Genomic DNA, 23,557 nt, shown 5'->3' with positions numbered 1-23,557 from the left:
CGGTTGGATGTGATGGACGCGGTTTGCTCATACCTGCGTTGATGCCTGATTCGATGGTTTGCCTTGCAGTCGCTTCGCCATCTTTCGCAATGTAGCCGTTTGCGATGGATGCTTCCCATAGAGCATTTGCGACCCTGCTTGGATCGATCCAAGCAGCCATTGTGCCTAGCGAGTGGGCAGCGCTGTTGAGGGCATGATTCCGGCCTGATCCTTCCCCCATCACGGAGAGCTTGGCAACCTCATCTTCTAGCGCGGCCTCTGCATAGTTCCGCTCTGCATCCGTTCCTGTGAACGTTACAGGCTCGCTCGCGGCCTCTGGTGGCGCAGCCGAACGTTTCTCCCTGAGTAATCGCGCCAGAGGCTCAGGCAGGCCGGGAATTGCGTCCCATGAGCCTGCCATCAGCCGGTAGCTCCTGCCGTCTGGCAACACAGCGCCCGGTGCAACGCAGTAGCCGCCAACGCCGCGCACGTCGATACCATCGGGCAGGTTCCCGCGAGAATTGCTGTAAGGCGTATCGGTTCGGAAATAGAAGTGTCTTCCACCAGAAGGGGTTTCGACCGTGAGCGCGGTTGACACGTCGATACCTTGGGCAGCGCAGAGAGCTTCGAAGGCCGCAACACCGTCCACTCCATCGGGCTTGCGGTCTGCGTCGACGACTACCAGACCGTTTGCGCCAACGGGGATCGCTGGCAGAGCGTCCGTCTTCCAGGTTGCCCCAATCATGAATTGGCTGGAGGTTGCCTTTTGCTCCCACGCGGCGACCATCGGCGTTTTATCTGGATTGGCTGGAAATACGGATATACCGTGCCTCGCTGCGCTCAATGCTGCATCTTTATTTGAGGAGTTCGGCACTAATTCACCCTTAGCTTTCTGGCTTTATCGCTCTTGCGTACACGTTGATCGCTAACGTATCCGTACCATTCGCTTAGATTCAACCCTTGACGCAGACACATTTGCAGGAAGACTTCAGCAACGCCTTGATCCGTTGCTACATCTGGTCCATTCCAAAAGGCATGGCCTCGCCATACCGGAAGAATCATGTGATGTCCAGGTGAAGTCTGCGTTACCAGAACCCAAAGCATCGGCCTCGCTTGGAACTCAGCTTCAGACGTGAATATGTCGAACTCATTCCGCAATGCAGGCCGAATGTACGTTCGCTGCGTCGGATAGGTCGCAAAGAATAGACCATCAGCGCCATAGATAACCGGGTTGTGCCTTTCAGGGGTTGAGAAACGAGCAAGCATCAACGTGCCAATGGTGGGGCAGGCCGTCTCGTAGAATTCATCATCCAAACCGTGCTTAACAAGATTGGGATTTAGAGGCATGGTTGCTCCTTCGATGCGGTTGATTGCTTCAGTTGTTGCTGCGGCAAGTTAGCTGCCCATTGATTGAGACTTGCTGCGTCTACCAATCGCCTACGACCTGATTTGACGCTGCGAATCCCGCCCTCTGCCAAGAGTTCATAGAGGCGGCTTCTACTAATGGACAGACGGTGGGCGGCTGCGGGGATGCTGAGAAGGATCGGGGAATTGTCCATGGGTATCTCCTGAGACGATCATCCCAAACGTGTTGACAAATGTCAACACAAAGAATAGGCTGTCCTTAGAAGGAGCAACCAAATGCCCGTAAATAACGACATCCCCACACATCTGAATATCCGGCTTGATCCGAAGTTGCGGTACATTACGGAGCTTGCGGCTCGTGCGCGGGGCGTGACCATCACAGCGTATGTTGAGTCTGCCCTGCAAGATAGTTTCAATAAAGTAAGCGTTAATCCAATGGCAGCTTGGAATGAAGAACCTGAGGTTCGAGAGCTATCCTTTGCCGAACGGATGGAGAAATTCAAGGCGCGGAGCTTGACTGTCTCCGATCCTTTGTCCGACTTCGCAACTGCTCTTTGGTCAGAGCATCCGTGGATTCGCCTTCAGACTTTGGCCCGATCCTTTGACCATCTGTTGAGCGACGACGACCGTAAGATTTGGGACTATGTGCTCTCGCGCAGGGAACTGAAAACGGCTGACGGGAAGTTGAACGGCAAATTGATTTTGGAGCGATGGCAACAAATCAAGGTTGATGCTTTGACTAGCGCGAAGTCGAAGGATGGTGAATAATGCCCGAACCAATCGAACAACCTACTAACGGCCAACTTGACGCAGCAAGCGAATTGCTCAAACTCCAGAAGGTTCATTCTGAATTGCTCGGCAAGCGACAGAAAGACAAGGCACGTATCGCAGAGCTTGAAACTACTTTGACCGAAACGCAGGGCAGAGTGACCGCAGCGGAATCGAGAGCGCACGAATTGGAAGTCGGCCAACCGCTGAAGCAACTTGCCAAGTCAATGTCAGATGTGCCGGACTATTTCTTGCAGACGCTACAAGCTCATTTCCAGGTCCAAGGCAAGGATGGAGAGCTTACGCTGTTGACGAAGGATGGCAAGCCAGCAGTTGACGCAGAGGGGCGAGCCGTCAAGTGTGAGCCTTTGGAACTGGCAAAGTATTTGACCGAGGCGGAAGATGACAGCGAGCGAACAAAACTGTTTCGCAAGATAGTCACAGTTTCGCGAGCTTCCGGCGCTGCGAGCGGGTCCGGTCAACGTCGCACGGCAGCTTCAGGAACGTTCAATCTGGCGAATAACTTCGGCTTGCGTTAGTCCAGGGGCAAAGAATCGGGTTGCTTCCCATGTGGAGGCAAGCCCTTTTCTTGCGCCAAAGATCAGCCTTTCGGCCTCCAGCTAGGCGGTCCAAAATCAAATACTGTGGAGCTTGCTACGGACTCCGGTTCGGGCTGGTATACCGAAGGCTCATGGACTGGCACTGACGCAGCCTGAGAGCCTTCTAGCTGTTTTGGAGCGGCCTCTGGTGAATTGAGCGCAGCTAGTGCCCTCTGTTGCGCGATGGCCTTAGCCTGCCAGTTTTCATCACTGCCGAAGTCTTTGATGACAAGGACATGGGTGGGCGCTACGGCAACCCCTACGTTAACGTTGGCCGAATCGTTCTCCCTGTACCCATGACGCGATTTCAAAATGAAGAATGCATTCACGTTTGCAGGCTTGTTCATTACTGCGGATTGAACGACTAGCGCATGTAAGGCTTGCCGCTCTGTTTCGCGTCCGATCTCAAAAGCCTCTTGGATTGCTTCGTCTTCATCGCACCAGCGCTTGAACGTTTCACGCGATACACCGAAATGCTTTGCAATGCCGACGATTGCATGACCTTGTGCGGCCATCTGTTCGATAGTCGCTGCTGCCCCTGCTGGTGGATGCTTTCTAGGTGCTCCCATGTTCAATGCTCCAATAAGAGGCGAGGGGCAGCGGTTCAGACTGCCCCTCTTTTCCCTGCTGGGGGAACTCTACTTGCTGATGAGGAACGCAATCGGAATTGACTTGCGCTGTGATACGGCTCGCGTCCAATGGGCAGCGTTTGAAAGATCAGTTATGACTGGCGAAGGTCCAACGACTGCATTCGCGCCAGTGCCATCATTCCAACTCATGCCAAGGGGATGCAGTGCCAGATTCCAGCGCGAGAACAACGCAGTCTCACCTGCACCGTTGCCAAAGCTCGGATACCGATAGACTTCGGTTCCGAAGCCTGATACAGGCTCGCTCAAACCGAATCCTACGGCACCAGGACCAAACAGAATCGTGACATAGACTCCAGCGGTCGCTGTGACAAGGTTGTCATCCACGATTACGGCCATGCCTTTGTAAGTCGGAATTACCATACTGTTATCGGACGGCTTGAAATACTGAATTTCATTGTTCTTCAGCATCTCCCCATAGATGTACGAATGGCAGGCAATTGCCTTCATATCGGAAAGGCGGTCGCCAATGGTCAACGCTGTGTCGATGACTGCGGAACCGTTGAACGTGTTCGCCGGGACAGTAACATTCGTTCCCGGTAGGGTCACGGTTCCGGTTGCTCCGCTGACATCATTGACCATGTCGCTGTTGTTGTTGGCGACGTTTGAATAGAGCACGCCAAGCAATGACGCAATGAGCCGGAATTCCCATTGCCGCGCCCAATACGCGCTAACCCTGCTCTGTACTCGCTCCAGGGCATTGCTGCCGCTCAAATCGTTGGCAAGGTCCATCTGCGCCCACGACTGATTGACGAAGGACTTGCGCACTATCAAGTCACGCGCAGTGACTTTCAGAGGGGTTGCAACGTCTGCGGGATTGTCGGTCCCAATGTTGGCTTCCGTATCGGGCAAATCCTGCCAGAACGGCACTGTAAAGCTTGGCGCACCGGCCTGAAGGTACTGCTGCATCAGGTTGTTGCGCACCAGGACGCCGCTCTGGAAAAGCGCGGTACTGACAAGCGAATTCTCAGCAACGTATGCGCTGAAGATTTCAGGAACAATAATGTCTGCAATTTGTGTGGGCATGGGTCCAAACCTCGAATCAAAGTGGGATTTCAGCTTGATTCAGGCTTAGGCGACTGCTTTAACCCGCCCCGACTGGGGATGAAACATGGTGCAGATGCCCGACTGGGCATGAGTTACCTTAGCGCATATCGATGGTGGGTGCAAGTTGTTTTATGACAGATACATACGTGGATGTGACTGGACGGAGATATCTCTAAGAACATCTGACGTTTGCGATTTCGAGTTACTTCCGTGTTTGCTCGGAAGTGCCATCTTGGAAAGAAAACGGTTTCGGGGTCGGAATTTCAATGCAATAATTGCGTATGACATATTCCAAATGTGTCAGTCTAAATACTTGCCGGGATCACTCTGGCCATGTACAATAGGCCAACCTGACGAGGGGGTTTTGAAAATGCGTCAAGCTATTGCCGCCGTGCTACTGTGCTTCGGATGTGTCGCTTCTGCCCATGCGCAGAACGATGCTAAGCCTAACGGCGACAGCATTAAAGATAACGACGAAAAGGTTGTTTTGTCTGGTCGTGTCACTACTGTCAGACTCGCGGACCCCAACACGCCAGTGGTGTTTAATGGCTATGTGATGAGGGTTGCGGACTTTTTGGCTGTGGTTTCCGCAAGTAGCGAAGTGGCACGGCATCTCCGTACCCCGGAGACGCAAAATCATGAAACAGTCCCGCAAGTTCCCCCGTCAAAGCCATTGAATTAAGTGTGAATGTAACTGCGTTTGGAGGCAGGTTCGGGTTCGGCGGTGGTTGAACTGTATTGAACGCGCCGCTCCTGAAAGCAACCAGTAGGTTGTCTAGGTCGCCTGTCCATCCGCCAGCGTTTGTAACCACTCCAAGAACACGGTTCTCATCGTCAATCACCGGCGCTCCAGACAGGCCAGTCGATATTGGCATTTGAACTCTGATGAAGTCATTGGTGGGAATGAACGGCTGACCGCTTCTTGTAAGAGTCGGCAGATTGGTTTTCAGACGAGCACTCATAACGCCTGTGTAAATAGTGAGCGCTTGAAAGGAAAGCCCTGGGTACCCAAGTGCAATGACATGCTCTCCAGGGCGAGACTTTAAATCATCTGCCTCGCGCAGCCAACATGTCCTCGGCTCTCCGGTCGCAATGCGAGCTACGTCCGATGTCCATGCATCTGGATTGGACTCGACCTTGCGAGTTAGGATGTCCGATTTCTTGCCCTTGCTATCCGTGATCGTTATCGAGGGAGGCATCGACAAGTCGGCGTTTATTGATCCATCGGGATTCGCCGTGAAAGTCCGGTCGCCCAATACGTGGGAAGCTGTCGCTAAGTCTCCCTCTGCGCTGATGTAAAATCCGGTACCCAATCGCGGACCCGATTGAATTAACACCAGAGCGCATTGGAGATCGTTGAACCGCTGCGGCAGATTATCGTTGTCTCGATGAGCACTAAATATGTGATGTAGCTGTGCTTCGTGCTTCGGTGCTGGCACTTGTGATTGAGAATCAAGTGCAAGGCAGAAAATCATTGGAAGGTAGAAGAGTGTCTTTATTCTCAAGGGTGTTAGTGGCTCCAAGCTATGATGTTTTAGTGACTCCAAGCTATGATAGTGACCCTGTCTAGGTCAAAATGCAACACTAATTTGCTATAAATGTGAGCGCTAGACACTCATGAATGCGTTAAGAACTCTGGAAGACTTCATGAGTGATTGCCACCTCAATCATTCGCTGGACTAGAAGTTCTGATATTGGGGTGCGACCGGATATGCTTTTGAATCCAGGTGTGACCTGGACATCCTGCGCGGTTCAATGCTTCGGAATAGGGGTATACCCCAAGTTCTAAATTTGACCGAGATTGACGGGGATGGGGGCGCGGCCTCGCACGGATCGCAAATTTGGGGGTGTGGGGGGTGCTCAGTCCAGGCTTTCAACCGTACCGGCTGGGTCTGCGGAGTGAGCGCGAACGACACGCCCCGGATGCAAGTTTGCCCGAAAGTTGCCCGACAAGTTTACTAACTGGTTATCATGCAGACTGTAAGCAATTGATTTAATTGGCGTCCCCGACGGGATTTGAACCCGTGTTATCGCCGTGAAAGGGCGGTGTCCTGGGCCGGGCTAGACGACGGGGACGCGAGAAGTACTTCGGAGTGGCCTCCGAATACCGCACTCTCTGAGGCTAACAACTTGTGGCGGGTGTGTCAAAAGCTGCCAAGCCCGGCATCGGCTATTCTCAGTATCGTGACTTCCCGATTCCGATATCTGGACACCTTGACGATCGTTTTTGTCGTCGTTCTTGTCGTGTCCAACCTGATCGGACCCAAAATCTGTCAGATCGGGCCACTGCTGGTCAGCGGCGCGCAGTTGCTTTTCCCCGTGACCTATATTTGTGGTGACGTTTTCACGGAGGTCTACGGTTACGCTGCGTCGCGCAGGGCCATCTGGATGGGTTTCTTCGCCATGGGATTGCTGGCTGTGATGGGCGAGATTGCTGTTGCGCTTCCACCGGCCCCTGGATGGCACGATCAAGCGGCTTTCGCAACGGTCTTCGGGCTTGTGCCGCGTTTCGCCGTCGCCAGCCTGGTTGCCTATTGGGCTGGCGAGTTCACCAACAGCTATACTTTGGCCAAGCTAAAGATTCTCACCGGCGGCCGTTTCCTGTGGACCAGAACCATCGGCTCAACGATCAGTGGTCAGCTTGTGGACACTGCCGTCGTCATTCTAATCGCGTTTTGGGGAGTCGAGTCCGGACCGAAAATGCTCCTTATGATCGCCTCATCCTACGGCTTTAAGGTTGCCTACGAAACCCTCGCGACCCCGTTGACCTACCTTGTAGTTAACAAGCTGAAGAGGGCTGAAGGGGTCGACGCCTTCGATCGGGGAACCGATTTCAGCCCGTTTGCGTTGTAATTTGTTGAGGAAAGGCTCGTTCAAAGGGGGAGAGGGAGGATCTGGCTCCCCAAATAGCCCCCGGAGAGTACCGAACCGCGTGGCACAATTAATTGCGACCTCGTGCGACTCGTGTCATCTATGAACCGACATCATCTATCTGAACTTGTACCCCTTTCGCAGGGTTTCCGGAAGTCACTTTTTCGTCGAGCTGGTTGAGGCGCAAAATGACAGACAGCAAGCCGGAGATAACTAGTCCTTCAACACCAAGAGAGGCTGAACGTTGAGACGTCTGATATTTCTGAGCATTATTCTTTCCGGCATCGCGGTCTTCCCGTCTGGCTGCAAGCAGCCGGAGGCGGCCGCAAAGGCTCCGGCGATGCAAGCATTCCCGGTTCAGACGGAATCCGTCGCACTGGCTCCGGTGGAGCAGAGCTCCGATTTCGTCGCGACTATCAAGTCGCGCCGTTCCGTCACTGTCATGCCGCAGGTGGATGGTAACCTTACGCAGATTCTGGTCAAATCCGGCGATCGCGTTCACGCTGGCCAGGTGATCATGGAGATCGACCCGCGGCGCCAACAGGCGCTCGTGGATGCCCAGCGCTCCACCGAGAACCAGAAAAAAGCTCTCTATGACTACAACGAGTTGGAGATCGAACGGCAGCGGAAGCTTTTCGAAGCCGGAGTCACCAGTCGCGACACGCTTGACCAGGCCGAGCAGTCTTTCCGGAATACGCGGGCTGATTGGGAGTCCGCAATCGCGACTCGTAAGTCGCTTGAGGAGCAGCTCGCGTACTATCGCGTCAAGGCGCCATTCGATGGGGTGGTTGGCGATGTTCCGGTTCACTTGGGCGACTATGTGACGTCCACCACCGCTCTGACGACAGTGGATGAAAACAAGGATCTTGAAGCCTATATCTACGCGCCGACGGAGCGCAGCGGACAGGTTCGTCTGGGGCTCCCGGTGCGGCTTCTGGATAGTGACGGAAAAGTTGTTGAGAACACCAGTGTCGACTTCCTCTCGCCGCAGGTCGATAGCCAGTTGCAGGGAATCCTGCTCAAGGCTCCTGTGCATAGCACCTCTGATGTTCTCCGGTCGGCGCAGCTGGTTAAGGCGCGGGTGATCTGGAAGAGCTCGCCGCAGCCGGTGATCCCGGTTCTCGCTGTATCGCGACAGGGAGGACAGAGTTTTGTGTTTCTCGCGCAGCAGCAACCGGACGGCCACTTCGCAGCGCGCCAGACTGCTGTGACTCTGGGAGAAACTGTCGGCAACTCGTACGCCGTTACCGCCGGTCTCAAAGAAGGCGACAAGGTGATTGTCTCGGGAACACAGTTTCTTGTGGATAACATGCCGGTACTGCCACACGGCTAAGAAATGGTTTGTAAGACAGTGGAAGTCGTGGCTGCAAAAAGCGCAATCGCGTTAGCTGGCACGAGCTGGCTATCGCATAGATTCAGCATTGCATTGCAGTCACGTTGATTTGGAGCGCTCCGGTCGGAGCCGATTCCACCTTCGTGGAACTGTTCTAGGCGAGCCAGATGCATAGGAAGGACGACAAGCCTTGTTCGTAGATTTCTTCATTCACCGTCCAGTATTCGCTACAGTGTCGGCGCTCCTTATTATCCTGGCCGGCGCGGTGTGCATTCCCACTTTGCCGATCTCCCTTTATCCCACTCTCGCGCCACCGCAGGTCGTGGTAACTTCCTCATACGTCGGCGCGGACGCTGAGACGGTGGAGAAAGCAGTTACGATCCCGCTGGAAGAGTCGATCAACGGCGTCGAGGGCATGCACTACATCGAGTCGGCCAGCACCAACAACGGTGTCAGCACGATCACGGCCACCTTCAACACCGGCTATGATCTGGATATCGCCGCGGTAGACGTGCAGAATCGAGTTGCCAGCGTCACTGGACGCTTGCCCTCCGCTGTCAACGCCGCGGGCATCACCATCACCAAAGCGAACAGCAACTTCGTGTTCGGCTCGGGCTTCTATACCGAAGACAATCGGTACTCCAACGAGTTCATCTCCAACTATCTGGATGTCTACGTCAAGGACGCCATTAAGCGTGTCAAGGGCGTTGGTGACGTGGTTATCTTCGGTGAGCGCAAATACGCCATGCGCGTGTGGCTCGATCCAGCCAAATTGGCCGAACGGTCCCTTACCGCGACTGATGTCGTCAATGCACTGACTGAGCAAAACGTCGAAGTGCCTGCTGGGCAACTTGGTCAGCCACCGTCTGACAACAAACAGTCCTTCCAGGTCGCAGTGCGTGTCGTCGGAAGGCTTAGCGACCCGGAGCAATTCAATAACATTATTGTCAAAAACACTCCAAACGGCTTGGTCCTGTTGAAGGATGTCGGCCACGCTGTTGTTGGCGCCGAAGACTATAGCAGCAACCTGAAGTTCCAGGGATATGACGCCGTCGGCCTCGGCGTGCAACAGCTTTCCAACGCCAATGCGCTGGATGTGGACCGGGACGCCAAAGCGATGCTCAAGGAGTTGTCCAAGAGCTTTCCGCCGGGTCTGAAATATGCCGTGGCCTTCGATTCGACGACGATCGTCGGCGACTCGATTCATGAGGTCCTGATCACCCTCGGCGAGGCGATCATCATCGTCATCGTGGTGATTTTTCTCTTTCTCCTCGACTGGCGCGCGACGATTATTCCGGCCGTGACGATTCCTGTGTCGTTGATAGGTACATTCGCGTTCATCAAAATATTCGGTTTCTCGATCAATTCGCTCACGCTCTTCGGAATCACTCTCGCCACGGGTTTGGTGGTCGATGACGCCATTGTTGTGATTGAAAACGTGCAGCGCCACATTGCGCTGGAGCATTGCGACCCTCATAAGGCAGCCTCCGAGGCTATGGGCGAAGTCACCAGTGCAGTTATCGCCACGTCGCTGGTCCTGATTGCCGTCTTTGTCCCGGTTTCTTTCTTCCCAGGTACGACTGGCATTCTTTACAGGCAGTTTTCGCTGACAATTGCTTTTGCGATCGCTATATCTGCCTTCAACGCACTTACTCTGTCTCCGGCTCTGGCCGCGCTGTTCCTGCGCGGAGAAGAAGCGAAATACCAGCAACTCGATTTCCTGCGTATTCGCCCGCTGTCTAGAGCCTATTCCGGATTCGCGCATGGGATCGATAACTCAATCGGCTGGATATCCCGTACTTATGCCCGGCTGATTCATTTCACACTGAAGCTGCGCTATGTACTCTTGATCCTCTTCTTCGCGGGCCTTGCGGCAACCGGTTGGATGTATCTGCACGTCCCGACAGGATTCATTCCCCAGGAAGATCAGGGCTATCTGATGGTGGTCGTTCAGGCGCCCCCAGGAGCGTCGCTCTCCGACACAACCGCCATCGCGGATCGCGCCCAATTGTTGCTGGCGCAGAACCACGATATCGCGGGCGCGTTCGCCGTTTCTGGTTTCAGTCTCAATGGCGCTTCGCCAAATGCGGGTATCATCTTTGCGGCTCTTACCCCATCCGACCAGCGTCTTGGCAAGGGCCATTCCTCGGCGGATATCGTCGCCAGCCTCGGGCCTAAGCTTTTCATGGTGCCGGGCGGAATTGTCGCAATGTTTGAGCCGCCTGCGGTCCAAGGCCTCGGCTCCTTTGGCGGCTTTCAGTTCATGCTTCAGGATCTGGGCAAGAATACGCTCGCGGACCTCGATCAGGTTTCGCACAACATCATCGGTGCGAGCCGCGATCCTAAGCTCGGTCTCACTGGCCTTTTCACCAGCTTTTCGGCCAGCGATCCGCAGTTGCTCGTTACTATTGACCGCCAGAAGGCGAAGGCGATGGGTGTTTCGCTCACGCAGATCTCCACGACACTCAACGTCTTCATGGGGTCGGAATACGTCAACGACTTCGACTACAACAACCGCACCTATCGCGTCTATGTACAGGCCGATCAACCCTTCCGCATGAAGGAAACCGATCTGCATTCCTTCTACGTGCGCTCGGATACCACGAATCAGATGGTGCCGCTCGACAACCTCGTCAATATCAAGGATTCGGCGGGCCCGCAGGTCATTTCGCATTACAATCTCTTCCGTTCTGTTGAAATCGACGGCTCGGCCGCGCCGGGCAAAAGTTCAAGCGAGGGCATCGCTTCCATGGAGCAGCTTGCGCGCAAGGTCATGATGCCCGGCATGACCTTCAGTTGGACAGGACTCACCCAGGAAGAAATCGAGTCCAGCGGCAAGGCGGTCATCATCTTCGCGCTGGGTTTGTTGGTCGTTTACCTCACCCTGTCGGCCCAGTACGAAAGCTTTGCGCTTCCATTCATCATTCTTCTTGCCGTTCCCATGGCCGTGCTCGGAGCTTTGGGAGCCGTAGCTGTCCGAGGACTTTCGGACGATGTCTACTGCCAGATTGGTCTGGTTATGCTCATCGGCCTCTCGGCAAAGAACGCGATTCTCATCGTCGAGTTCGCGGAGCAACTGCGCGCAAAGGGACGGTCCATTGCGGAAGCAGCGATTGAGGCGGCTGAACTGCGTCTCCGTCCGATTCTGATGACTTCGTTCGCCTTCATTCTCGGCGTTATGCCGCTGGTTTTTGCCACGGGTGCCGGCGCGCTTGGCAGGCACTCGGTGGGAACAACGATTGTCGGAGGAATGTTGCTCTCGACGGTTCTGAACTTGGTCTTTATTCCTGTGCTCTACGTGATCCTCAGCGGTCTGCTGGCTCGTATCAAGCCCAGGAAAAAGCCGGAGGGTTGTGAGGAAGAAGCGGTCGTCGCGTAATTCTTGACTAAATTCTGCCCCGTCGCCAGCGGCAGCCATCTGGCGACAGGGCGGAGCAAGATCAGCGTTTGGCCTGTCCCTTCGTGTCGTCCGATGCGATTCGGTGCGCAATCACTCCATCGCGAATGCGCTGATAGACCTCTGGCGTCACGACTCCCTGATCCACTAAGTCGAGCTTGGTCCGGTAAGGGCGAAAGCGAACGATTCGCTCGGCCCAACTGGCTGTCATTCCCGGCACTGTCAGCAACTCCGTCACGGTAGCCCGATTGATATCCACGGGGTCGGCCGAGTGGTTGGTGGACGGCATTTGCGCCGATGCAATCAGCGAGAATGCCAGGACTTGAGAGCAGATAGCGATTCGGGAGTTCACTTCTAAATTCTCCGCTATGCACCTGCCGTACGACCGACGCGCGGAATGAAAAGATTCACGTTGGCGTAGTTGAAAATGCGGTTCTGACTGCTAAAAGCGACAAAGAAGTAGCCCCCCGGGGGGGGTACTGTTTTTATGGCGTATCTTGCGTTGAATGTGTAACTTGCGGCGAAATTAAGGCGCGATTTATGGCGGTTTTAGGCTGTTTTTGCGCGCTTTTTTTACTCGAATTGATGATGTCCATCGGTGGTTGAGCAGGGGATGGGCGGGGTAACTGGGAATGCTGCGGTGGATGCTGGTGGTCCAAACCTCACGCTCCAGTATGCGCCAGCCAAGGATAATTCCGCGCAACATGGCGAGAGGAACTGGGAATGGTTGCGCATTTGACAAATCGAGGCGTCTTGCTTAGGGTAATTTCTTAGATGCAGATTCACCGCCATCATCGTCATCACCACCATCACGGGATGAACATGCCGGCGGACTGCTATGGCCTAAGCTGAACGGCCAGAACCAACAGCAGGATTGAAAGAAGCCCGCCGGCGTTAGACGCCAGCGGGCTTTTTGCTTCTTCTGCTGGCATCTTCGACATCGACGGACAGAACAGACGGTCAAAATTGACGTCAAGCCGAAACCCTAAACCGGAAGTGAGAGATTCCAAGGATCAAAAGATGACTACTGCGCTACCCGAAATAGATTTCGACAAGATGGATGGCCTCGTCCCGGGCGTTGTCCAAGACAATGCAACGGGAGAAGTCCTGATGCTCGGCTTCCTCAACCCGATCAGCTACGCCAAGACCCTGGAAACCGGCTTCGTCACCTTTTGGAGTCGTACCCGGCAGAAGCTCTGGATGAAGGGTGAAACCAGCGGTAACCGCCTGCGAGTCATTTCCGCAGCCACCGATTGCGACAACGATACTCTCGTATTCAAAGTCGTGGTGGAAGGCGACGGTCTGGTCTGCCACGAAGGCACCGTTTCCTGCTTCACCAAGCAGATCCCGATTTCAACTGAGATTGCAGCAGAGGTGCAGAGTGGCAAATAAAATTCGTCTCGGAATCCCGAAAGGCAGCCTGCAGGATGCAACGCTGGCCCTCTTCAAACGCGCTGGCTGGAATATCTACGCAGACGGCCGCTCCTATTTTCCCTCGATTGACGACAAAGAAATCGAGTGTATGCTGATCCGTGCTCAGGAGATGGCCCGCTACGTCGAACACGGCGTTCTCGACGCAGGCCTGACGGGCATTGACTGGGTGGTCGAAAGCGGCCTGAACGTCACCAGCATCACTTCACTTACCTATGCCAAGCAAAGCCGCCGCAAGGTCCGCTGGGTGCTGGCTGTTCCCGAGGGCAGCGGCTTCGAAAAAGCCGAGGACCTCGAAGGCAAAACTATCGCCACAGAACTGGTCGGCGTGACCAAGAGCTACTTCGAGAAAAAGGGTGTGAATGTCAAAGTGGAGTTCAGTTGGGGAGCCACCGAAGTCAAACCGCCCATGCTGGCGGACGCGATTGTAGAAGTTACGGAAACCGGAAGCTCGCTGAAAGCCAATCGCCTCACGATTATCGACACAGTCATGGAGAGTGAGACGCACCTGATCGCGAGTCAGTCGGCGGTGAATGACGAGTGGAAGCGAAATAAGATTGAATCCATTGCATTGATGCTGCGCGCTGCCATTGACGCACAGTCGCAGGTGGGCTTGATGTTGAATGTCGAGCGTAAGAATTTGCAGACGATCCTCGAAGTGCTGCCCGCTCTCAATTCACCCACGATTTCAGAGTTGAGTAACCCGGAGTGGGTGGCCGTGAACACAATCCTTGAGGAAACAACCGTTCGCGAAGTAGTCCCACGCCTCAAGGCTGCTGGAGCTACCGGTATCGTCGAATATCCGCTGAACAAAGTGGTTCTGTAACCCATAGACCTACTGTTTCCTGAAATTCAAACAAGTAAGGGCGTCCCATCTTTGCCGTCGTGTCATTGCGACAAGGGTGGGACGGCCCAAAATCGTTGAGGGTAACCGACAACCATGCGACTTCTCCGAACAACAGGACGTGGCGCCAAACAGGCCGAGGCAAAGCTCGTTGAGCTTGAAAGACGCGGTGGTGCTGCGCTGGATAACGTTCTTCCCACAGTCCGAAAGATTCTTCGCGAGGTGCGAGGCCAGGGTGACCGCGCCCTTCTGCGCTTCGCACGCAAATTCGATGGGTTGACGCCAAACTCACCGGTTCGCGTCACCACCGAAGAGACTGCGTCAGCGTGGCAGCATCTTGATCCAGCGCTTCAACGGGCTCTCGAAACGGCTGCGGTCAATATTCGCGCCTTCGCGCAGAGACAATTGCCGCCATCCTGGAACTTCTCACCCGAGTTTCCAACCGGTGGCGGTCTCACGACCGGTCAATTTGTTCGTCCGATTGAATCGGCAGGCTGCTATGTCCCCGGCGGCCGTCATCCCCTGCCGTCGACCATGTTGATGACTGTGATTCCGGCGCAGGTCGCAGGCGTCAGCCGAATTGTTGTCACTTCGCCGCGTCCCGCGCCAGAAACTCTCGCAACCGCATATCTGCTCGGCATCACCGAGTTCTACCGCATTGGTGGAGCACATGCCATTGCCGCCCTGGCCTACGGAACGGAGTCGATTCCATGTGTGGCGAAGATCGTCGGCCCTGGGAACCTGTACGTGACCGCTGCAAAGCGTTCGGTCGCGTTTGATTGTGCAATCGATATGCTTGCCGGTCCTACGGAGATCGTCGTCACCAGCGAGCAGGGAACTCCGGAAGGCATTGCCTCCGATCTTGTGGCGCAAGCCGAACACGATCCCGAAGCTCTCGCTATCTTCATCACCACCAACGAGCCGCTTGCGCTCGCCGTGATTGAAGAAGCAAAGCAGCGCAGCCTCAAGAACACAGTAGCTCGTGAGGCTCTGCACAAGAACGGATACATCTTCCTCGTGGCTTCAACGGAAGAAGCTCATATTCTCACCAACCGCCTCGCTCCAGAACACCTGACAGTCGATTCCGAGGCTGATCTGGCGTGGATTCAAAACGCGGGCAGCGTCTTTATCGGGCAGCATTCGCCGCAGCCAATGGGCGACTACATATCCGGCCCCAACCACACACTGCCTACCGGCGGAATGGCGGCGGTTCGTGGAGGGTTGAGCGTGATGGACTTCGTCAAGCTCATCACCACACAGCAATACACTGCTGCAGGACTGGCTGAGTTGGGTCCACACGCCATTTGCCTTGCGGAAGCCGAAGGGCTCGTCGGCCACGCCGAGGCGATTCGCACTTGTATGGAAGCTGGCGTTCTACCCCGCGCAAAATCAGGAAAGCGAGGAAAAGCATGACCCCCGATCAAGCCGTCAAGGATTTAGCTGCAACCGAAATCCAACCGCGAGCGCGGGTCCTCGCGATGCCCGAATATCATCCACCACTGGGTCATCGCGACCGCTTGCGCCTGGACTTCAACGAGAACACGCTCGCTTGTTCTCCGGCAGTGAAGACCGCTCTCGAAAATATCTCCGCCACCGACCTCACCCGCTACCCGGAGCGCGAACCCGTCGAAGCTCTGGTGGCAAATTATCTTGACGTGGCTCCGGAGCAAGTCCTTCTGACCAACGGTGTTGACGAGGCCATTCACGTTCTGTGTCAAGCCTTCCTCGACGCTGGCGATGAGCTGCTTCTTCCGGTTCCCACGTACACGATGTACGAGATTTACGCCTCGTCCACTGATGCTACCCTGCGTAAAGTTCAGGCCGCAGACGACTTCCGATTCCCCTTCGAATCTCTTCTAGGCGCAATCAATGCGCGCACTCGCATCATTGCTATCGCTAATCCCAACAGCCCGACCGGCAGCGTCGCCACGCGGGAACAGATTTTGGCCATAGCACAGGCCGCGCCCGGAGCCATCATTCTTGTGGACGAAGCTTATTTTCACTTCTACGGTCAATCCGTCATCGATCTGGTCGGCAAGGTTCCAAATCTGGTTGTCGCCCGCACTTTTTCGAAGGCTTACGGACTTGCCGGGCTTCGCCTTGGGCTGCTTGCCGGGCCTGAATCGCTGCTGCGCTGGGTTCGCCGAGTGCTCTCTCCCTACAGTGTGAATTCGGTTGCTCTGGCTGCCCTCACTGCGGCGCTGAAAGACCAAAGTTATATCGACTGGTATGTGGCTCAAGTCAAACAAGCCCGCGCAGAATTTCTATCCGGCCTCACCGGGCTCGGTCTGGATTACTGGCCTACCGAAGCGAATTTTGTACTCGTCAACATCGGCGCAACGCATCGGGAATTCGTCGCAGCCATGCGCGAGCAGGGAATTCTTGTCCGCGATCGCTCAGCCGATCCCGGCTGCCTGGGCTGCGTCCGCATCACCATCGGCACGCCTGAACAGATGCGAACTGCACTCACCGCCGTCGAAAGTTTTCTGAAATCCAATCCAGCCGGAGCATCCAAATGACCGCGCCTCAAGCGAACAGGACCGCCGAAATCATACGTCATACTACCGAGACGAAGATCGATCTTCATCTCACCATCGAAGGCCGCGGTCAGTATAAGGTTGCGACTGGCATTCGCTTCTTCGACCACATGCTCGAACTGTTCACTCGCCACGGTGGCTTTGACCTTGATCTCACCTGCCGGGGCGACCTCGATGTCGATCAGCACCACACCGTCGAAGACGTCGGTATCGCGCTCGGCGAGGCCTTTGCGCGCGCTATCGGTGACAAGCGCGGCATTAACCGCGCCGGTTATTTTCTGATGCCCATGGATGAAACCCTCGCCATTGCGGCCATCGACCTGAGCGGTCGCACGGCGTACGCAGTCGACACAAAGGTCCGAACTCGCCTCGTCGGCGATCTGCAGACCGAACTGGTTACGGATTTCTTCGAGGGCTTTGCTCGCGGAGCGCAGGCCAATGTTCACGTGAAGACGATGTACGGACGCAGCAATCACCACAAGATTGAGGCGATCTTCAAGGCCTTTGCACGCGCCCTGCGCGTGGCCTGCTCGAGGGACAGCCAACTGGCCGAGATGCTGCCCAGCACCAAGGGGCTTCTCTGATGACGACTCCAGTTACCGTCATCGACTACAAGGCAGGCAATCTGACCTCGGTCGTCAAATCCCTGCGCCATCTCGGGGCAGAGGTCTCGGTCACGGATGGGCCGGAGCCATTGGTCTCCGCCGAACGCATCATCCTGCCTGGCGTCGGGCATTTTGCCGCCACGCGCCGGCTCGATGAGACTGGCCTGACCGCCGCCATTCGCGCTGCCATCGAACGGGGCGTTCCTTTCCTCGGCATCTGCGTTGGAATGCAATGGCTGTACGCTGGCAGCACCGAGGCTCCAGACCAACCGGGCTTAGGTTATCTACCGGAAGTTATCGAGCACTTTCCCGATGGCTCGGAGAAAGTGCCGCACGTCGGCTGGAACCAGATCAACGTCCGTCCGACGTCGCGCCTGTTTGCTGGCGTTCAATCGGGTGAGTTCGCATATTTCACCCATTCGTGGCGGGCTCCGGTTACAGATGCGACGGTCGCCACTACGGACTATATCCAGCCCTTTGCCGCCGCAGTCGAGGACCGAAATGTCTTCGGCGTTCAATTTCATCCCGAAAAGTCGGGCGAGACCGGCCTCACAATCCTCAAAAACTTTCTGGAGTTGCAGCCATGCTGACGCGCCGCATCATTGCCTGCCTTGACGTCCGCGATGGCCGCGTGGTCAAAGGTGTTCAGTTCGTAGACCTCGTTGACGCGGGCGATCCAGCCGCGCTCGCTCATCGCCATGCGCAGGAAGGTGCGGACGAAATCGTGCTGCTTGATATCACCGCCACGCATGAGGGGCGCGCCACGTTGCTTGATACCGTTCGCCGCACAGCGCAGTCTCTTTTTGTCCCGTTTACGGTCGGCGGCGGAATCCGCACGGCGGCTGATGCGGAAGCGGTCTTCGAAGCTGGGGCGGACAAGGTCAGTATCAACTCCGCCGCGCTTGCGGATCCTGATCTCATCGGGCAGATCGGCGCCAGTTTCGGAGCGCAGGCGGTCATCGTAGCCATTGATGCTCGTCGTGACGTTAACGCTTCCGATCCGGTCCGCAACGCTCGTGTGTTCACCCATGGGGGTCGCAAAGATGCCGCCCGTACTGCCGTCGAGTGGGCTCGCGAAGCCGAGTCGCGAGGCGCGGGCGAAATCCTCCTCACCTCGATGGACTCCGACGGCACTCGCGCAGGTTTTGATTGCGAGCTCACCGCCGCGGTCAGTTCGGCTGTTCGAATTCCCGTCATCGCTTCAGGAGGTGCTGGAACTGTCGGTCACTTTGCCGACGTTTTTGGCGCGGGCAAGGCCGATGCGGCGCTTGCTGCGAGCATCTTTCACTTCGGCGTTTCCAGTGCTCGCTCGCTTAAGCAAAAGCTGGCTCAACTTGGCATTCCTGTGAGGCTTCCATGCTGATTCCATCTATCGATCTGCTCGGCGGCCGCATTGTGCAGCTTGTCCAGGGCGAAAAGTTGCGCCTGGCATTCGACGACTTTGAGTACTGGATCGAACGCTTTTCCAAGTACCCGCTCGTTCAGCTCATCGACCTCGACGCGGCCATGCGCCAGGGCGACAACGCAGCTCTCGTTGCACAGATTGCAAAGCGTCTCCCATGCCAGGTTGGCGGTGGTATCAGCACGGTCGAGCGCGCTCAGGCGGTGCTCGCAGCCGGAGCGCAGCGGGTTATTGTTGGTTCATCGCTTTTCAAAGAAGAGCATGGAACTGGCAGCGTAAACACCGCGTTCGCCAGCGAACTTGCGGCAGCGGTCGGTCCGGAGTGCATCGTTGCTGGAATCGACTCGCGAGGCGGCAAGATTGCCATCAAAGGCTGGAAGGCTCAGGTTGCGCTTACTCCCGAAGATGCCATCCCCGCTCTCGAACCATATGCTGCGGCTTTTCTGTACACGCACATCGATGGTGAAGGTCTCATGCAGGGCTTTCCTGTCGAAATTGCCGCACGCCTGCGCGCCCTGACCCAACGCCAACTCATCGTGGCCGGTGGCATTCGCGCGCAGGAGGAGATTGATGCGCTTGCCGCGATGCAGGTCGATGCCGTAGCCGGAATGGCTGTCTACACGAACCTGCTGGCGGTCTAAAGAATCCGAATGGAAGGGCTTTGCGGCAGGTGAACTGCCGTTAACCCTTCCTTTGCATTCGCTCAATCATGTGAACAACCGATTTCACCATTCGCGTGGAGTGTTCGGAAATATCCTTGGTCACCGCGGACTGTTGTTCGATGGCAGTCGCCACGCTGGTTACATATTGATTGACCTGACCCACTCCTGCAACAGTCTGCTGGATGCTCGATGCCACTTTGCCTGAGATCAGCTGGACCGATCCGATCTCTCGCGCAATCTGATCTGTGGCCTTTGCAGTCTGGTTGGACAAATTCTTGACTTCCGTCGCCACAACAGCAAATCCCCTTCCGGCGTCGCCAGCACGCGCTGCTTCAATGGTCGCATTGAGCGCCAGTATATTGACCCGCTCGGCAATGTCCCGAATGAGACTTACGACCTTTTCCATGGAAGTCATCGACGTCATGAGACTCGCAGCTTCGGTCCCTGATGTCGTTGATGTCGCCAGAATATTGTCTGCAGCCGCACGGGACATTTCCATGTTGCGGCCGATTTCCGCAATCGAGCAGGACATTTCTTCGGTAGCCGTGGCCACGCTTTCCGCAGTCAGTTGCGTGGACTCAACCTGGTTCATGATTTCCGTAAGATCCGTGGCAAACTTTACGACCTTTATCGGCTTGCCGTCCGGATCGAGAATCGGAATGTAGCTGGCCTGCAGCCAGATTTTCTTACCGCCCTTGCCGATGCGCTTAAATGCTCGCGAGTCGGCTCTGCCAGCGCGCAGATTGCGCCAGAACTCCCGATACCCCTCGCTGTTTGCTTCATTTGTCTCCACAAACATACTGTGGTGTTTGCCCTGTACTTCCGGGAGCGCGTACCCGGTCAGATCCAGGAACAACTGATTTGCCGTCTGAATTGTCCCGTCCAAGTCAAATTCGATGACTCCCTGTACCCTATGGAGGGCCGAGAGCTGCCCCTCAAAATCCGCGTTCCGCATAGTCTGCTGTGTGACATCGGTGGCGAATTTCACCACGCCGGACACCTTCCCGTCTACACCAAACACGGGGTTGTAACTGGCCTGAATCCAGACATCTTTGCCCCCCTTGCCGATCCGCTTGTATACGGCCGAATCAAATTCGCCGCGCCGAAGCTTTGCCCAGAACTCTTCGTATTTTGCGCTTTGCGCGTAGAACGGTTCGACGAAAATCCTGTGGTGCCTTCCCTGAATTTCGTCCAGCGAGTATCCCATCGTTCCCAGGAAGTTTTCGTTCGCATCGGCTACGATGCCGTTCAGGTCGAACTGAATCATCGCGAGCGACCTGTTCATAGCCTTGATGAGGCCACTCTCTTCGCTGGATTGTGTTACGACGCTTCCGTTGACGGCAGCGCCGTTTTCGCGCCGGAAGATAGTATTCAGCATGTTAGCTCCTTTGAAATAACTCTTTGCGCTGACTTGCTTCCTCTTTCTCGGGTCAAAGTTTCCGCCCTCGAAGCAGCTATCGCTGGAATTCCCCCTGGCCCAAGCCAAGCGTTGCATCTCGCTTATCGACACACAAGAGGAAACCATCAGCGCTTGCGAGACGAATAGCATCGCATTGTTCCGATGATGCATATCTTCCAGGTACCAGTCCCGATTTGTGTTTTTCCGATTCTCGTTCCCACAATCCGCTATGCTGGAAGGTATATCTCATCCGGGGGAATTCAGATCATGGCCACCAAGGCAAGTGGGCTGCGCATTGCCAAGCGCCTCGACGAGGTTGGTTTCTCTGACATCGTGCAGATTCGAAATAAGATCATGGCCCTCCGCGCAGCTGGCCAAAGAGTACACATGTTACACGGCGGCGAGCCTTACTTCGAGACTCCCGAACCGATCAAATACGCAGCGATTCAGGCTCTTGTGGACAACCAGACTCACTACGCGGCGTCCTCGGGAATCGCACCCCTGCGTGAAGCCCTGGCCGCCAAGCTCACGACGAAGAACAACATCCCATCCACGCCCGATCAGGTCATCGCCACTGTCGGCGGCTCGCAGGCATTGTATGGAGCTTTCCAGAGCGTCCTCGATCCCGGCGACGATGCCCTGGTGTTTTCCCCGTATTGGACTCCGATCGCTGATCTGGTCCGGGGAGCCCAGGCACGTCCGCTGCTCGTTCCCACCAGTACCGCTCGACGCAACGGCATCAGCAGCACTCTCGCTCAGTTCTCCACGGAGAACACCCGCTGCATCTACTACAACACCCCGCAAAACCCCAGCGGCGTCGTCTTCACCCGCGCCGAGGCGGAGGAAGTTGCTGCATTTGCGATCAAACGTGACCTGATTGTCGTCGCCGACGAGGCATATGAAGACCTGGTCTACGACGGCTCTCATTTCTCCATCGCTTCGCTCCCCGGCATGGCCGAGCGAACCATCACCTGCTTCACCTTCTCCAAGACCTACGCGATGACCGGCTGGCGTGGCGGCTACGCATGCGCTCCAGAGCCATTCATGACTGCACTCCGGAAGATTGTTCTCTACTCCACCAACGGCGTCACCACCCCAGTCCAATACGCCATGCTTCAGGCGCTCAAGACTCCCACGTCTGAGATCGATTTCCGCCTGGAAGAGTATCGCAAGCGCCGCGACCTGCTCGTCGACGGCCTCAACTCGGTCGGCCTCGCGTGCGACCCTCCGGCAGGCGCTTTCTATGCCTTTCCAAATACCGAAAAAATTCACCGGAACAGCCGAACTGCCGCAGAGATTCTTCTCGAGAAGGCACATATTGCGACGATTCCCGGCTCCGTCTTCGGCGCGCAAGGGGAGGGGCATCTGCGTTTTGGCTATGCCATTTCCATTCCAGAGATCGAGGCGTGCGTAGAGGCGCTGAAAGAATTCTTCCGCTAGAAGCTAGCATCTGGTAGCTGACGGTTGCCTCTCACCCCACGGCCCGATTGGTTTCAATGCGTGAGCTTCGCAGCAGTCGAGCCAACTGCTTCAAATGCAACTGCACGGCGTACACCCGCAGAATCTCAGACTGGGGAAAATCAAGGCTAGCAGGCTGAATCTCGGCCATCTTCGCCTTCATAGCCGTGATGTCGTCTTCCAGCATCAACCCCGTCGGAGCCTCATCAAATCGCCAGCGGTGAATGCATCCGGCCACATACTGGAATCCGCGATGAATATCGGCCGCCAGCCGTCCCAACTCCGGCTCCAGGCGAGCCGCGTATTGATCGTCACTGCTATCCTTGACGGCTAATCCGAGCGCATTCAGCAAATCTCCCAGCTCCAGCCCGAATTGGTGCAGCATGGACAGTCCTTCGAGCGACGCTGGACCTCCGGAAGGCTCATTACGGGCCTCATCCAGCAGTTGGCCATTGGCCGCGACCGTCTCATCCACGTCCTTCCAGAGTTGAGTCAGGTTCTCGGCCGGCTTACCGCGAAAGCCTTCCAGTATCGCCGCAAATAATGCTCCCATCAGCAGATACTCCTGCGTCAATCCGTCGCGCAGGCGCATGCGGGCTCGGCTTGGCAGTACCAGCGTAGAGATTCCCAGCGCGACGACGATTCCCAGGAGAACCTCCAGGACGCGGTGCGCCGGCATCGTCCAGTTGGAGCCGCTCCGATGCACGAGCATCAAGATCGTGACCGTCACTCCCGCGAGCCGCGAGCTGTTCTTTAGACCCAGCAGGCTGCATGTCATCATCGAGACGATTACCGCGGCAAGATAAGGCCAGATTCCCACGCCCAGAAATGAAAACGCCGCGCCATATGCCGCCCCAATCAGCGTTCCTATCAGCCGGTCGCGCGAGGCGGTCACCGTAGAACCCACATTGGACTGAAGCACAATAATAGCGCTGATCGAACCCCAGTAACCGTCCTGCAGCCCCGCCAGCTTCGCCAGCCAGTAGCAGAGTCCGGCGGCCAGAGCCGTCTTTGCCGCCAACAGCATCATCGCTCGCTTTTCGAAAGTCAGGAATCCGGTTTCCTTGGGGCTGACCACAGGAAGCTTCAGGGCCAACGTCTCTTGTGACCAGTTTCTCCGAGAAGATAGCTGCATACTGTTTCCAGATTACGTCTCAGCCCGATTAGAGCAAAATCGGTGGTAAAGCCAAAATTCTGAACACATCCCCAACCG

Annotated in this window: 23 protein-coding genes, 1 tRNA gene and 1 pseudogene; 15 read left to right on the top strand and 10 right to left on the bottom strand. The window is 55.9% G+C overall.

The annotated features are described in order from the left end of the window. The 3 genes from OHL23_RS27460 to OHL23_RS29115 form a co-directional block, all read right to left on the bottom strand. On the bottom strand, positions 1-823 hold an 823-nt coding region (locus OHL23_RS27460), incomplete at its 3' end, for a bifunctional DNA primase/polymerase (protein ID WP_263355277.1). Between the two features lie 29 nt (positions 824-852). Further along, positions 853-1,326 (bottom strand): hypothetical protein, encoded by a 474-nt coding sequence (locus tag OHL23_RS27455; RefSeq protein WP_263355276.1) that lies wholly within the window; start codon positions 1,324-1,326, stop codon positions 853-855. Next, a complete protein-coding gene (locus OHL23_RS29115) occupies positions 1,317-1,538 on the bottom strand; it encodes an excisionase family DNA-binding protein (RefSeq protein ID WP_396127433.1) in 222 nt (73 codons plus the stop codon). The genes OHL23_RS27455 and OHL23_RS29115 overlap by 10 nt, the downstream gene beginning before the upstream one ends. Before the next feature lie 82 nt (positions 1,539-1,620). On the opposite strand from OHL23_RS29115, the gene OHL23_RS27450 reads away from it, so the two are divergent. Beyond that, positions 1,621-2,112 carry a hypothetical protein gene (locus OHL23_RS27450; RefSeq protein ID WP_263355275.1) on the top strand — a complete coding sequence of 164 codons (492 nt, stop codon included), beginning with the start codon at positions 1,621-1,623 and terminating at the stop codon, positions 2,110-2,112. Further along, complete coding sequence (locus OHL23_RS27445) at positions 2,112-2,651, top strand: hypothetical protein (RefSeq protein WP_263355274.1); 540 nt, start codon at positions 2,112-2,114, stop codon at positions 2,649-2,651. Before OHL23_RS27450 ends, OHL23_RS27445 begins: the two co-directional genes overlap by 1 nt. Before the next feature lie 62 nt (positions 2,652-2,713). Here the strand turns inward: OHL23_RS27445 and OHL23_RS27440 are convergent, their stop codons facing one another. Then, a complete protein-coding gene (locus tag OHL23_RS27440) occupies positions 2,714-3,280 on the bottom strand; it encodes a helix-turn-helix domain-containing protein (protein ID WP_263355272.1) in 567 nt (188 codons plus the stop codon). A gap of 69 nt (positions 3,281-3,349) precedes the next feature. Further along, positions 3,350-4,384 carry a hypothetical protein gene (locus OHL23_RS27435; RefSeq protein ID WP_263355270.1) on the bottom strand — a complete coding sequence of 345 codons (1,035 nt, stop codon included), beginning with the start codon at positions 4,382-4,384 and terminating at the stop codon, positions 3,350-3,352. A gap of 391 nt (positions 4,385-4,775) precedes the next feature. Here OHL23_RS27435 and OHL23_RS27430 point away from each other — a divergent pair, with 391 nt between their 5' ends. Then, a complete protein-coding gene (locus OHL23_RS27430) occupies positions 4,776-5,087 on the top strand; it encodes a hypothetical protein (RefSeq protein ID WP_263355269.1) in 312 nt (103 codons plus the stop codon). A gap of 187 nt (positions 5,088-5,274) precedes the next feature. Here the strand turns inward: OHL23_RS27430 and OHL23_RS29110 are convergent. Next, positions 5,275-5,880: pseudogene (locus OHL23_RS29110) on the bottom strand (trypsin-like peptidase domain-containing protein); the annotation flags it as partial. Between the two features lie 523 nt (positions 5,881-6,403). Further along, positions 6,404-6,481: transfer RNA gene (locus tag OHL23_RS27420), tRNA-Glu, on the bottom strand. A 108-nt stretch (positions 6,482-6,589) separates the two neighbouring features. On the opposite strand from OHL23_RS27420, the gene OHL23_RS27415 reads away from it, so the two are divergent. The 3 genes from OHL23_RS27415 (at position 6,590) to OHL23_RS27405 (ending at position 11,988) form a co-directional block, all read left to right on the top strand. Next, positions 6,590-7,258, top strand: coding sequence for a queuosine precursor transporter (locus OHL23_RS27415; protein ID WP_263355266.1), 669 nt, complete (start codon positions 6,590-6,592; stop codon positions 7,256-7,258). A gap of 262 nt (positions 7,259-7,520) precedes the next feature. Then, a complete protein-coding gene (locus tag OHL23_RS27410; protein ID WP_263355265.1) occupies positions 7,521-8,609 on the top strand; it encodes an efflux RND transporter periplasmic adaptor subunit in 1,089 nt (362 codons plus the stop codon). A gap of 190 nt (positions 8,610-8,799) precedes the next feature. Continuing rightward, on the top strand, positions 8,800-11,988 hold the full coding sequence (locus OHL23_RS27405; RefSeq protein ID WP_263355263.1) for an efflux RND transporter permease subunit: 3,189 nt from the start codon (positions 8,800-8,802) through the stop codon (positions 11,986-11,988). 61 nt (positions 11,989-12,049) lie between these two features. Here the strand turns inward: OHL23_RS27405 and OHL23_RS27400 are convergent, their stop codons facing one another. After that, positions 12,050-12,358, bottom strand: coding sequence for a ComEA family DNA-binding protein (locus tag OHL23_RS27400; protein WP_263355262.1), 309 nt, complete (start codon positions 12,356-12,358; stop codon positions 12,050-12,052). 644 nt (positions 12,359-13,002) lie between these two features. Here OHL23_RS27400 and hisI point away from each other — a divergent pair. The 8 genes from hisI (at position 13,003) to OHL23_RS27360 (ending at position 19,466) form a co-directional block, all read left to right on the top strand. Next, positions 13,003-13,398, top strand: coding sequence for a phosphoribosyl-AMP cyclohydrolase (hisI, locus tag OHL23_RS27395; protein WP_263355261.1), 396 nt, complete (start codon positions 13,003-13,005; stop codon positions 13,396-13,398). Continuing rightward, entirely contained in the window at positions 13,388-14,263 is an 876-nt protein-coding gene (gene hisG / locus OHL23_RS27390; protein WP_263355260.1) for an ATP phosphoribosyltransferase, read from the top strand. Before hisI ends, hisG begins: the two co-directional genes overlap by 11 nt. A 114-nt stretch (positions 14,264-14,377) precedes the next feature. Continuing rightward, positions 14,378-15,694 carry a histidinol dehydrogenase gene (gene hisD / locus OHL23_RS27385; RefSeq protein WP_263355259.1) on the top strand — a complete coding sequence of 439 codons (1,317 nt, stop codon included), beginning with the start codon at positions 14,378-14,380 and terminating at the stop codon, positions 15,692-15,694. After that, complete coding sequence (hisC, locus tag OHL23_RS27380) at positions 15,691-16,800, top strand: histidinol-phosphate transaminase (protein ID WP_263355258.1); 1,110 nt, start codon at positions 15,691-15,693, stop codon at positions 16,798-16,800. Before hisD ends, hisC begins: the two co-directional genes overlap by 4 nt. Next, positions 16,797-17,402, top strand: a complete 606-nt coding sequence (gene hisB / locus OHL23_RS27375; RefSeq protein ID WP_263355256.1) for an imidazoleglycerol-phosphate dehydratase HisB — start codon at positions 16,797-16,799, stop codon at positions 17,400-17,402. The genes hisC and hisB overlap by 4 nt, the downstream gene beginning before the upstream one ends. Beyond that, positions 17,402-18,013 carry an imidazole glycerol phosphate synthase subunit HisH gene (hisH, locus tag OHL23_RS27370; protein ID WP_263355254.1) on the top strand — a complete coding sequence of 204 codons (612 nt, stop codon included), beginning with the start codon at positions 17,402-17,404 and terminating at the stop codon, positions 18,011-18,013. The genes hisB and hisH overlap by 1 nt, the downstream gene beginning before the upstream one ends. Then, on the top strand, positions 18,007-18,786 hold the full coding sequence (gene hisF / locus OHL23_RS27365) for an imidazole glycerol phosphate synthase subunit HisF (protein WP_263355253.1): 780 nt from the start codon (positions 18,007-18,009) through the stop codon (positions 18,784-18,786). Before hisH ends, hisF begins: the two co-directional genes overlap by 7 nt. Then, positions 18,780-19,466 (top strand): 1-(5-phosphoribosyl)-5-[(5-phosphoribosylamino)methylideneamino]imidazole-4-carboxamide isomerase, encoded by a 687-nt coding sequence (locus OHL23_RS27360; protein ID WP_263355251.1) that lies wholly within the window; start codon positions 18,780-18,782, stop codon positions 19,464-19,466. The genes hisF and OHL23_RS27360 overlap by 7 nt, the downstream gene beginning before the upstream one ends. 40 nt (positions 19,467-19,506) lie before the next feature. Here OHL23_RS27360 and OHL23_RS27355 read toward each other — a convergent pair whose 3' ends face one another. Beyond that, on the bottom strand, positions 19,507-20,865 hold the full coding sequence (locus tag OHL23_RS27355; protein WP_263355250.1) for a methyl-accepting chemotaxis protein: 1,359 nt from the start codon (positions 20,863-20,865) through the stop codon (positions 19,507-19,509). Positions 20,866-21,153: 288 nt separating this feature from the next. Here OHL23_RS27355 and OHL23_RS27350 point away from each other — a divergent pair, with 288 nt between their 5' ends. Further along, positions 21,154-22,326: a pyridoxal phosphate-dependent aminotransferase gene (locus OHL23_RS27350; RefSeq protein ID WP_263355249.1), complete on the top strand. Its 1,173-nt coding sequence runs from the start codon at positions 21,154-21,156 to the stop codon at positions 22,324-22,326. 31 nt (positions 22,327-22,357) lie between these two features. Here OHL23_RS27350 and OHL23_RS27345 read toward each other — a convergent pair whose 3' ends face one another. Continuing rightward, entirely contained in the window at positions 22,358-23,479 is a 1,122-nt protein-coding gene (locus OHL23_RS27345; RefSeq protein ID WP_263355247.1) for an FUSC family protein, read from the bottom strand. Positions 23,480-23,557 lie beyond the last annotated feature (78 nt).

Source organism: Acidicapsa acidisoli (assembly GCF_025685625.1).
In the GTDB taxonomy this organism is placed as follows: domain Bacteria; phylum Acidobacteriota; class Terriglobia; order Terriglobales; family Acidobacteriaceae; genus Acidicapsa; species Acidicapsa acidisoli.
This window is presented reverse-complemented; position numbering and strand designations above follow the sequence as displayed.